Origin of the sequence: Streptomyces sp. NPDC053427 (assembly GCF_044544985.1) — a bacterium.
GTDB lineage: Bacteria > Actinomycetota > Actinomycetes > Streptomycetales > Streptomycetaceae > Streptomyces.
Map to the genome: position 1 here is coordinate 442345 of NZ_JBITYA010000001.1, position 12296 is coordinate 454640.

Sequence of the window (12296 nt, forward strand, 5' to 3'; positions counted from 1 at the left end):
TTCCACGTCATGGCTAACGACAACAAGCTCGTTGACTACCTCAAGTGGGTCACGAACGACCTGCACCAGACCCGCCAACGGCTTCGCGAGGCCGAGTCCGCCAAGCAGGAGCCGATAGCCATCGTCGGCATGTCCTGCCGACTGCCGGGTGGGGTGCGATCGCCGGAAGACCTCTGGCAGTTACTGGCGGACGGCCGGGACGGCATCTCGGCATTCCCCACGGACCGCGGCTGGAACCTCGACGTCCTCACCAGCGACGGAAGCGGCAGCAGCGCGACCGCCGAAGGCGGCTTCGTCGACGCCGCCTCGTTCGACGCGGACTTCTTCGGCATCTCGCCCCGCGAAGCCGTGGCGATGGACCCCCAGCAGCGCATCCTGCTGGAGACCTCCTGGGAAGCGCTGGAGCGCGCCGGAATCGATCCCGGATCCCTTCGCGGCACCGAGACCGGTGTCTTCGTGGGCACGAGCGGTGTCGACTACATCAACGCCGTGATGAACTCCCGCGAGGACATCGAGGGACACGGCAGCACCGGCCTCGCCGGCAGCATTCTGTCCGGGCGGCTCTCGTACAACTTCGGCCTGGAGGGTCCGGCCGTCACCGTCGACACCGCGTGCTCGTCCTCGCTCGTCTCGCTGCACCTGGCGGCCCACGCGCTGCGCAACGGCGAGTGCTCGCTCGCGCTGGCCGGAGGCGTGACGGTGATGTCCTCGCCGATGAGCTTCGCCGGATTCACCCGGCAGGGCGGGCTGGCGGCGGACGGCCGCTGCAAGGCGTTCTCGGACGCCGCCGACGGCACCGGATGGTCCGAAGGCGTGGGCATCTTCGTCGTGGAGCGGCTGTCCGACGCCCGCCGCAACGGCCACGAGATCCTCGCCGTCGTCCGCGGCTCGGCCGTCAACCAGGACGGCGCCTCCAACGGCCTGATGGCGCCCAACGGCCCCGCCCAGCAGCGAGTGATCCAGCAGGCCCTGGCCAACGCCGGGCTGTCCGCGTCCGAGGTGGACGCAGTGGAGGCCCACGGCACCGGAACGACCCTGGGCGACCCGATCGAGGCCCAGGCGCTGCTGGCCACCTACGGCCAGGACCGCGACCCCGAGCGGCCGCTGCTCCTCGGCTCGGTGAAGTCCAACCTCGGCCACACGCAGGCGGCGGCCGGTGCGGCGGGGCTCTTGAAGATGGTTCTGGCGCTGCGGCACGGCGTTCTGCCCAAGACGCTGTTCGTGGACGCGCCGTCGTCGCATGTGGACTGGTCGTCCGGTGCGGTCGAGCTGCTGACGGAGTCCCAGGAGTGGCCCAAGGCCGACCGCCCGTGGCGGGCGGGTGTGTCGTCGTTCGGGATCAGCGGTACCAACGCCCACGTCATCATCGAGCAGGCACCGGATGCCGAGGAGCTCGGCGAGGAGGACGCACACGAGCCACGTACCGTGCCGTCGGCCGTGCCGTGGCCGGTCTCCGCGAGATCCGAGGAAGCACTCGCCGCACAGCTCGAGCGGATCTCCGCGCTGACCGATCCGTCGCCCCTCGACCTGGGATTCTCGCTCGCGACCACCCGGGCACATCTGGAGCACCGTGCGGTACTGCTGTCCGAGGACGGCGGGACGATCGCGGTGGCACGCGGCTTCGCCGAGGACACGGCCGGGAAGCTGGCGGTGCTGTTCTCGGGTCAGGGTGCGCAGCGGGTCGGTATGGGCCGGGAGTTGTGCGGCCGGTTCCCGGTGTTTGCGGAGGCGTTGGACGAGGTGCTGGCGCACTTCGATGGTGAGCTGCGGGAGGTGATGTTCGCCGACGCGGAGCGGTTGGACGAGACCGGGTTCACGCAGCCGGCGCTGTTCGCGGTCGAGGTGGCGCTGTTCAGGTTGGTGGAGTCGTGGGGGATCCGTCCGGACTTCGTGGCAGGTCACTCCATCGGTGAGGTCGCGGCGGCGCATGTGGCCGGGGTGTTGTCGCTGGCGGATGCGTGTGTGCTGGTGGCGGCGCGGGCGCGGCTGATGCAGGCGTTGCCGGCGGGCGGCGCGATGGTGGCCGTCCAGGCGACGGAGAGCGAGGTGGCCGCGCGGCTGGTCGACGGGGTGTCGCTGGCGGCGGTCAACGGTCCGGAGTCGGTGGTGCTCGCGGGAGAGGAGTCTCACGTCCTGCGGATCGCCGCGGAGCTGGCGGCCGAGGGCCGCAAGACGCAGCGGTTGTCGGTGAGCCATGCCTTCCACTCGGCGTTGATGGAGCCGATGCTGGCGGAGTTCCGGCGGGTGGCCGAGGGGCTGTCGTACGAGGCGCCGCGGATTCCGCTCGTCTCGAACGTGACGGGTCGACTGGCCGCCGAGGATCTGGTCTGCTCGGCGGAGTACTGGGTGCGGCATGTGCGGGAGACGGTGCGGTTCGCCGATGGCGTGCGCGCCCTGGAGGCCGAAGGGGCCTCGGTCTTCCTGGAGTTGGGCCCGGACGGCGTGCTGACCGCGATGGCCCAGCACACCCTGGACGACGCCGCGACCGCCGTTCCGGCCCTGCGCAAGGACCGGCCGGAGGAGACCGCGCTGCTGTCCGCGCTGGCGCGGCTGCACGTCACGGGTGTGGCGGTGGACTGGGCCGCATGGTTCGCCGGTACCGGCGCCCGCCGCGTCGACCTGCCCACCTACCCCTTCCAGCACGAGCGCTACTGGCCCCGGCCCGCTGCGCTGTCCGGGGACGTAACCGGCGCCGGGCTCCTCCCGGCCGAGCACCCGCTGCTGGGCGTGACCCTCACTCTTGCCGACTCCGGCGAGGTGCTGTTCACGGGCAGGCTGTCGTTGCAGACGTACCCGTGGCTGACCGACCACGTCGTGGGCGGCAGCGTTCTCTTCCCGGCCACCGGCTTCCTGGAGCTGGCCGTGCGCGCCGGTGATCAGGTCGGCTGCGACCGGGTCGACGAGTTCGTCCTGCTCGCGCCCCTGACGCTTACGGAGGACGGCGCCGCACAGGTCCAGGTGCTGGTCGGTGCCCCGGACGAGGCGGGTGCCCGGACGGTCTCGGTGCACTCGCGCGCCGACGGACCCGCCGACCAGCCATGGATCCAGCACGCCCACGGCACGCTGACCGGCGGTGAGCGGATCGCGGACTTCGGTTCCCAGGTCTGGCCGCCGCAGGACGCCGTGGTCGTGGACCTGGAGGGCTTCTACGAGGGAACCGGGTACGGCCCGGCCTTCCAGGGCCTGCGCGCCGCGTGGCGCAGCGGCGACGAGGTCTTCGTCGAGGCCGCGCTGCCGGCCCGGGCCGCCGAGGAGGCCGAATCCTTCGGGATCCACCCGGCGCTGCTGGACGCGGTGCTCCAGTCCCACCGGCTGGCCGGAGTCGGCAGCGAGCAGGAACTCCTGCTGCCGTTCGCCTGGCGGGGCGTGTCGCTGCACGCCGGGGGAGCGGCGGTGCTGCGCGCCCGGGTGGTCAAGACCGGTGACGACTCGGTGTCCATCGCGGCCGTCGACGTCGAAGGCGCCCCCGTACTGTCCGCCGAGGCGCTGGTCCTTCGCGGCCAACCGACCCACGCGGCAACCCCGTTGACGGCACGGCGTCGCGCGGAGTACGACGGGTTGCTGTCGCTGGACTGGGTGGCGGCGCCCGAGGTGCAGCCCGCCGCCGTCCGGTGCGTGTCCCTGGGCGACGAGGAGCTGGGCGCGGGCGCGTCGGTCGCGTCCCTGGCGGATCTCGCGGGGGACGAGGACCTCGTGATCGTGCCCGTGTCCGGTGGCACGGGCGATGACGTGCCCACCGTGGCGCACGCGCTCACCTCCCGGGTCCTGGGCCTGCTCCAGGAGTGGGCGGGGCGGGAGGAGTCCGCTGCCGTGCGTCTGGTGTTCGTCACGCGCGGCGCCGTCTCCGCCGTCGAGGGCGAGCCCGTACGGGATGTGGCCGCGGCCGCGGTCTGGGGCCTGGTGCGTGCGGCGCAGGCGGAGCACCCCGGGCGGATCGCGCTGCTGGACCTCGACGACGGAGACCTGGCCGGGGTGCTCGCGGACCTGCCGGGTCTGCTGGCCACCGACGACGCCCAGTTCGTGGTCCGCGACGGCGCCGTCCGGGTGGCGCGACTGGCCCCGCTCAGCAGCGGTGCGGGACTGTTGCCGCCCGCCGAGGTGCCGTGGCGGCTGGACAGCGCGGCCAAGGGCAGCCTGGACAAGCTGGTCCTCGCGCCCCACCCGGAGATCATGGAACCCCTTACCGACGGCCAGGTCCGCATCCGGGTCCAGGCCGCCGGCGTCAACTTCCGCGACGTTCTGGACGCCCTGGGCATGTACCCGGGCGAAGCCGGACCGCTGGGCGCCGAGGCCGCCGGAGTGGTGACCGAGACCGGGCCCGGCGTGCGCGGACTGCGCCCGGGGGACCGGGTGACCGGCCTGGTCCTCGGCGGCTTCGGCCCGGAGGCCGTCGCCGACGAGCGGCTGCTGACCCGCATCCCCGAGGGCTGGTCGGCCGACCGGGCCGCCTCCGTACCGCTGGTCTTCCTGACCGCGTACTACGCCCTGAAGGACCTCGCCGATCTCCGACCCGGCCAGTCGGTCCTCGTGCACGCCGGGGCCGGCGGTGTCGGTATGGCGGCGATCCAGCTGGCCCGGCACCTCGGTGCCGAGGTGTTCGCCACGGCCGGCGAGGGCAAGTGGGACGCGTTGCGGGAGCTCGGCGTCGCGGACGACCACCTCGCCTCCTCCCGTACGACCGACTTCGAGGAGCGCTTCCGTGCGGTCACCGGTGGCCGCGGCGTGGACGTGGTCCTCAACGCCCTCACGGGTGACATCGTCGACGCCTCCCTGCGGTTGACCGCCCCGGGCGGCCACTTCCTGGAGATGGGCCGGACGGACATCCGTGACCCCCGGTCCGCCGCCGGAGTGCACTACCGCGCCTTCGACCTCGCGGAAGCGGGCCCGGAGCGTACCCGGGACATGCTCGGCGCACTGCTGGAGCTGTTCGACCGGGACGCGTTGCGTCCGCTACCGGTGACGACCTGGGACATTCGGCGGGCGCCGGAGGCGTTCCGGTTCATGAGCCGTGCGCAGCACGTCGGGAAGATCGCGCTGACCCTGCCGCGGGCGTGGGACCCGGACGGTACGGTGCTGATCACCGGCGGTACCGGTGGGCTGGGCGGTGAGCTGGCCCGGCACCTGGTGGCCGAGCGCGGTATGCGGCATCTGCTGCTGGTCAGCCGCAGCGGTCCGGAGGCGGCGGGCGCGGACGAGCTGCGGGCGGAGCTGGCCGGGCACGGTGCCGAGGTGACTTTCCTCGCCTGCGACATGGCCGACCGGGAGGCGGTGGCCGCGGCAGTGGGCGCGGTGCCCGCCGCGCACCCGCTGACCGCGGTGATCCATACCGCCGGCGTCCTCGACGGCGACGAGGTGGCGTCGTTGACGCCCGAGCGGCTGTCGGCCGTACTGCGTCCGAAGGTGGACGCGGCCTGGCACCTGCACGAGGCCACCAAGGACCTCGACCTCGCCGCGTTCGTGCTGTACTCGTCCGTCTCGGGCGTCATGGGGAGCGCCGGTCACGGCGGCTACGCCGCGGGCAATGCCTTCCTCGACGCGCTGGCCCGCCACCGTACGGCGCAGGGCCTGCCCGCCCAGTCCCTCGCGTGGGGCGCGTGGGCGAAGGAGGGCGGCATCACGCGGGCGTCGTCCGCCACACAACCGGAGCGGACCGCATCCCTGGACGTGCCGCCGCTGTCGGTCGAGCGGGGACTGGCGCTGTTCGACGCCGCCACCGCGACCGACGAGGCGCACCTCGTCCCGGTCGGGCCCCTGGCCACGGAAGCCCGGGGCCGCGCCACCGTGCCTCCGATGCTGCGCGGCCTGGTCAAGGGCTCCCGCCGTACGGCCGCGGCCTCCGCCGGCGGCACCGAAGCGGCCCTGCGACTGACCCGGCGGCTGACGGAGCTGACCGCCGACGAGCGGAGCGCCTTCACGGTCGACCTCGTACGGACCGAGGCCGCCGCCGTGCTCGGGCACGCCTCCGCCAAGGCCATCGACGCCCGGCGGGAGTTCAACGACCTGGGCTTCGACTCGCTGACCGCCGTCGAACTCCGCAACCGGCTCTCCGCCGCCACCGGCCTGCGGCTGACCGCCACCCTCGTCTTCGACTACCCCACCCCCACCGCACTCGCCGAACACCTCGTCGCGGTCCTCCTCGACGTGCACGGCGAGCCCGCCGCGCCCGCCGCGACGACCACGGCGTCCGCCGAGGACCCGATCGTCATCGTCGGCATGGCCTGCCGGCTGCCCGGCGGCGTGCGGTCCCCGGAAGACCTGTGGCGGCTCGTCCTCGACGGGCGCGACGGCATCTCCGACTTCCCCACCGACCGGGGCTGGGACCTGGAAACCCTGCTGGGTGGGGCGGAGGGCGACCAGGGCCGCAGCTCGGCGTCCAAGGGCGGCTTCCTGGACGACCTCGGGGAGTTCGACGCCCCCTTCTTCGGGATCTCACCCCGCGAAGCCATGGCGATGGACCCGCAGCAGCGGCTGATGCTGGAGACCTCCTGGGAGGCGATGGAACGGGCCGGCATCGACCCGGAGTCCCTGCGGGGCACCGAGACCGGTGTGTTCGTCGGCACCAGCGGCTCCGACTACGGCAGCATCCTGATGAACTCCGGTGAGGACGTCGAGGCCCACGCCAGCACCGGACTCGCGGGCAGCGTCCTCTCCGGCCGGCTGTCCTACACCTTCGGCCTGGAGGGTCCGGCCGTCACCGTCGACACCGCGTGCTCGTCCTCGCTCGTCTCGCTGCACCTGGCGGTCCACGCGCTGCGCAACGGCGAGTGCTCGCTGGCACTGGCCGGAGGCGTGACGCTGTTGTCCACGCCGATGAGCATCGCCGGATTCAGCAGGCAGGGCGCGCTGGCGACGGACGGCCGCTGCAAGGCGTTCTCGGACGCGGCCGACGGCACGGGCTGGGCGGAAGGCGTGGGCGTGCTCGTCGTGGAGCGGCTGTCCGACGCCCGCCGCAACGGCCACGAAGTCCTCGCCGTCGTCCGCGGCTCGGCCATCAACCAGGACGGCGCCTCCAACGGCCTGACGGCGCCCAACGGCCCCGCCCAGCAGCGGGTCATCCGCCAGGCACTGGCCGGCGCCGGGCTGTCGGCGGGCGAGGTGGACGCGGTCGAGGCCCATGGCACCGGTACCTCGCTCGGCGACCCGATCGAGGCCCAGGCGCTGCTGGCCACCTACGGACAGGGCCGCGACCCCGAACGCCCGCTGCTGCTCGGCTCCCTCAAGTCGAACATCGGCCACACCATGGCGGCGGCCGGCGTGTCCAACGTCATCAAGATGGTCATGGCGCTGCGGCACGGTGTGCTGCCGCGCACCCTCCACGTCGACACGCCGTCCTCCCACGTCGACTGGACGGCCGGTGACGTCAAACTCCTCACGGAGGCCACCGACTGGCCGGACACCGGCCGCCCCCGCCGCGGCGCGGTCTCCTCGTTCGGAATGAGCGGCACCAACGCCCACGCCATCCTCGAACAGGCGCCGGAAAGCACCGAGCCGACCGGCCCGGACACCCGATCCGGCGAGCCGGCGGCCGTCCCGTGGCTCGTCTCGGGCAAGTCGGCCCAGGCACTGACCGACGGGATCGCGCTGCTGCGCGAGCGGGTCGCCGCGCAGCCGGAACTCGCCCCGGTCGACGTGGGCTTCTCGCTGGCCACCGGGCGCTCGGCATTCGCGCACCGCGCGGTGCTCCTGGACGGCGACGAGGTCGCGCGGGGCACGGCCGAGGACCGCTCACTGGCGATGCTCTTCCCGGGCCAGGGCGGGCAGCGGCTCGGCATGGGCCGCGAACTGTACGACCGGTTCCCGGCGTTCGCACGGGCCCTGGACGAGACGCTGGACCACTTCGACGACGAGCTGCGGGAGGTGATGCGCACCGACGCGGAGCGCCTGGACCAGACCAGGTTCACCCAGCCGGCCCTCTTCGCCCTGCAGGTGGCGCTGTTCCGGCTGGTCGAATCCTGGGGTGTCCGCCCCGACTTCGTCGCCGGCCACTCGTTCGGCGAGATCGCCGCCGCACACGTCGCCGGGATCCTTTCGCTCGCGGACGCCTGCACCCTGGTGGCGGCCCGCGGGCGGCTGATGAACACCCTCGAAGGACAAGGCGCCATCATGGTGGCGGTCCAGGCGAGCGAGGAGGAGGTGGCCGCGCGGCTGGTCGACGGGGTCTCGATCGCGGCGGTCAACGGGCCGGACTCGGTCGTCATCGCCGGCGACGAGGCCCCCGTGCGGCGCATCGTCGAGGCGTTCACCGCCGAGGACCGCAAGACCCGGCAGGTGGCGGTGCAGGTCGCCGGACACTGCCCGCTGATGGACCCGATCCTGGACGAGTTCCGCGAGGTCGCCGAGGGCCTCTCCTACCAGGCGCCGCGCCTCCCCGTCGTCTCGACCGTCACCGGCGAGCGGGCCTCGGAAGAGCTGATGTGCTCCGCCGACTACTGGGTCCGCAACGTCCGCGAGCCCGTCCGCTTCGCCCACGCCGTACGCACCCTGGCGGCCGAAGACGTCCAGGCCTTCTGGGAGTTGGGAACCGACGGCGCACTGACGGGAATCGTCCCGCTCAATGTGGACGGCACCGTGGTCGCCACCAGCGCCCTGCGCAAGGACCGCCCCGAGGAGACGGCCGTACTCACCGCCCTGGCGCAGCTGCACGTCGCGGGCGTCGAAGCGGACTGGCCGCGGATCTTCGACGGCACCGGCGCCCGCCGCGTCGACCTGCCCACCTACCCGTTCCAGCCCCATCGCTACTGGCCGAAGCAGAGGGTGTCGGCGGGCGACGTGGCCTCCGCGGGCCTGCTGCCGACGGAGCATCCGCTGCTGGGCGCGGCGGTGCCGCTGGCGGACGGCGACGGCATGCTGTTCACCAGCCGCCTGTCGACGGACACCCACCCCTGGCTCAAGGACCACGTGGCGGGCGGGACGGCCGTCTTCCCGGCCGCCGGCTTCGTCGAACTGGCCGTCCGGGCCGGCGACCAGTTCGGCTGCGACCGCGTCGCCGAACTCGTCCTCGACGCGCCGCTGGCGCTCACCGACGGCGCGGCCCTGGCGCTCCAGGTGTGGCTCGGCGCCCCCGACGACGAGGGCAACCGGCAGATCCGGTTCTTCGCACGGCCCCAGGCCACGCCGGACGAGCCGTGGACCCGGCACGCCACCGGCACCCTCGCCACCGGCGCGCACACCGCGGACTTCGACGCGTCCGCCTGGCCGCCCGTCGACGCCGACGACGTCGACGTGGACGGCTACTACGACGGGACGGAGTACGGCGCCGCCTTCCGCGGGCTGCAGGCGGCCTGGGTCCGCGGCGACGACACATTCGTCGAAGCCGAACTCCCGGACGGCCTCGCCTCCGACGCCCCGTCCTTCGGCCTGCACCCCGCACTCCTCGAAGCGGTCCTGCACGGCACCGCGTTCAGCGGCGCGGGCGACGAGGAGCGCCTCTCCTACGCCGCCTCCTGGAAGGACGTGTCGCTGCACGCCTCCGGCGCCTCGGCGGTACGGGCACGGATCACGAAGACCGGTGCGGACTCCGTCAGCGTCACGGCGGTCGACGCCGCCGGGGAAACCGTCCTGTCGGCGCGTCACCTCACGCTGCGCGCCCTGGCGGAAGCCCCCAAGCGGGCCGTCCGCAGCCGGCGGGACCGGCTGCTGCGCCTGGAGTGGATCCCGGCACCGCGCACAGAGGACGTACCCGATCTCCGGAGCACCGTCCTGGCGCCCCTGGGAACCGCCTCACTCGCCGAGATCACGGGCACCCCGGACCTGGTCGTGGTTCCCGTGCCCCGCGCGCAGGACGGCTTCCCCGCGGCCGTGCACGAGCTGACGACCCAGGCCCTGCTGCTGGCGCAGGAGTGGATCGCCGACGCGCGCTTCACCACCTCCCAGCTGGTGTTCCTGACGCGTGGTGCGGTGGACGGCGGCGACCTGGCCGGTTCCGCCCTCTGGGGCCTGGTGCGCTCGACGATCGCGGAACACCCCGGCCGCTTCGTCCTGGCAGACGTCGAGGAGCTGGACGAGGACGGTGGCGGTGGCGACCTGGCGGTGCTCGTGGAGGCGCTGCCCGGCCTGCTGCCCTCCGGCGAGACCCAGTTCGTCGTGCGCGACAAGGCGGTGCTCATGGGGCGGCTGGCGTGGCTGCCCACCGACGCCGAGACACGGCCGTCGCAGTGGGACCCCGAGGGGACCGTACTGATCACCGGTGGTACCGGCGGCCTCGGCATCGAATTGGCCCGGTGGCTCGCCGCGAACGGTACCCGGCACCTGCTGCTGGTCAGCCGCAGCGGCCCGAAGGCTTCCGGAGCGGACGAACTTGCCGAGGAACTACGGGAGTTGGGCGCGTCCCCCACGATCTCGGCCTGTGACACGGCGGACCCGGACGCGCTCGCCGGACTCCTGGCCGCCATCCCGGCGGAGCACCCGCTGACCGCGGTCGTCCACCTCGCCGGTGTCCTCGACGACGGCGTGGTGACCGCGCTGACTCCGGAGCGCCTGACGCCGGTGCTGCGCCCGAAGGTGGACGCCGCCTGGCATCTGCACGAGGCCACCAAGGACCTCGGCCTGGCCGGGTTCATCATGTTCTCGTCCGTCTCCGGTGTGCTGGGCGCCCCGGGCGTGGCCAACTACGCGTCCGCGAACGCCTTCCTCGACGGCCTGGTCCGGCACCGCGCCGCCCTGGGCCTGCCGGGCCAGTCAATGGTGTGGGGCCACTGGGACGGCGGCGGCATGGCCGAATCGCTGAACCAGGCCACCGTGGCGCGCATGCGGCTCAACGGCATGGCGCCGGTCTCCATCGAGGAGGGCATGGAACTGTTCGACAGCGCTCGCGATCACGTCGAGCCCGTCGTGATGGCGGTGGGCCTGATCCCCGGCGCCCGGGTGCCGCAGGGGGAGATTCCCCCGATGTTCCGCGGCCTGGTCCGCCACAGCAGGCGGACCGCCTCGAACTCCACGAGCACGTCCGGCTCCCCGGCCACCTTCGCCCAGCAGCTGCTGGAGCTGCCGGAAGGGGAGCGCGTCGGCCACCTCGTCGACCTCGTCCGCGGCGAGGCCGCCCTCATCCTCGGCTACCCGTCCCTGGCGGAGATCGAGCCCCGCCGGGACTTCTACGAGCTCGGTCTCGACTCGCTGACCTCGATCGAGCTGCGCAACCGGCTCGCCACGGCCACCGGACTGCAACTGCCGGCGACACTGGTCTTCGACACCAAGACCTCCGCCGACCTCGGCGCACGGCTGCGCAGCGAGTTCGCCGCACAGCCCGGACTCGCCGGCTCCGCGTCCGCGGGGGGCCTGCTCCTGGCCGGGCCGGAACCCGACTCGCTGGAGCGGCTGTTCCTCGACGCCATGGACAACGGCAAGTTCCCGGAGGCCAGGCTCATGCTGCGGGCCCTCACCGGCCTGCGCCCGACCTTCGAGAACACGGCCGAACTGGAGGAACTGCCGCTGCCGACCACGCTCGCCGAAGGCCCCGCCGAACCGCGGATGATCTGCATCAGCACACCCACCGCCAACGGCGGCGTCCACGAGTACGCCAGGTTCGCCGCACCCTTCCGGGGCGAACGGCACGTCAGCGCGCTGCCCCTGGTCGGCTTCGCCGCCGGGGAACGGGTACCGACCACGGTGATGACCGCGGTCAGGACCATCGCGGAGAGCGCCCTGCGGGCAAGCGACGGCAACCCGTTCATCCTGGTCGGGCACTCCTCCGGCGGTACGTACGCCTACGCCGCCGCCGGCCTGATGGAGGACATCTGGGGCATCAAGCCCGAAGCCGTGGTGCTGCTGGACACCGTCAGCATCCGGCACGACGACGAGGAGGAGATCGACTACGACAGGCTGATGCACCACAACTTCCGGGTCGACGAGGAATCGCCGGTGCGGATGACGAACTCCAGGCTGTCCGGGATGGGCCGGTGGATGAACCTGCTCAGCCAACTCGAGGTGGCGCACACGACCGCCCCCGTGCTGGTCGTCCGCGCCACTCAGGAGACCGTCGCCTTGGAGGGCATCGCGGCCGCCGCGGCCGAGGAGACGAAGAGCAAGGTGTTCCCGACGGCCGAGGTGCGCCTCGTGGAAGCCGACCACTTCTCCATGGTTCGCGACGACGCCCCGGAGACCGCGCGGATCGTCAAGGAATGGCTCGCCCTCCTCGGCGACGCGTAACCACGGCACACACCCGACCAGCGCGCAGGAACAGAACGTCACGGCGGGCGGCCATCCGGCTGCCCGCCGCGGCGTTTTCCCGCACATTTCCCACGGCAGATCCCGGCACTCATCTACGGAAACCCGCAGTCCACCCTGTGGAAGATGGTGGG

General features: G+C 72.9%; 1 protein-coding gene. It reads left to right on the forward strand.

Annotation, left to right across the window (positions count from 1 at the left end):
- Positions 1–9: 9 nt before the first annotated feature.
- Positions 10–12144, forward strand: a complete 12135-nt coding sequence (locus ACIGWZ_RS01645; protein WP_400059676.1) for an SDR family NAD(P)-dependent oxidoreductase — start codon at positions 10–12, stop codon at positions 12142–12144.
- Positions 12145–12296 lie beyond the last annotated feature (152 nt).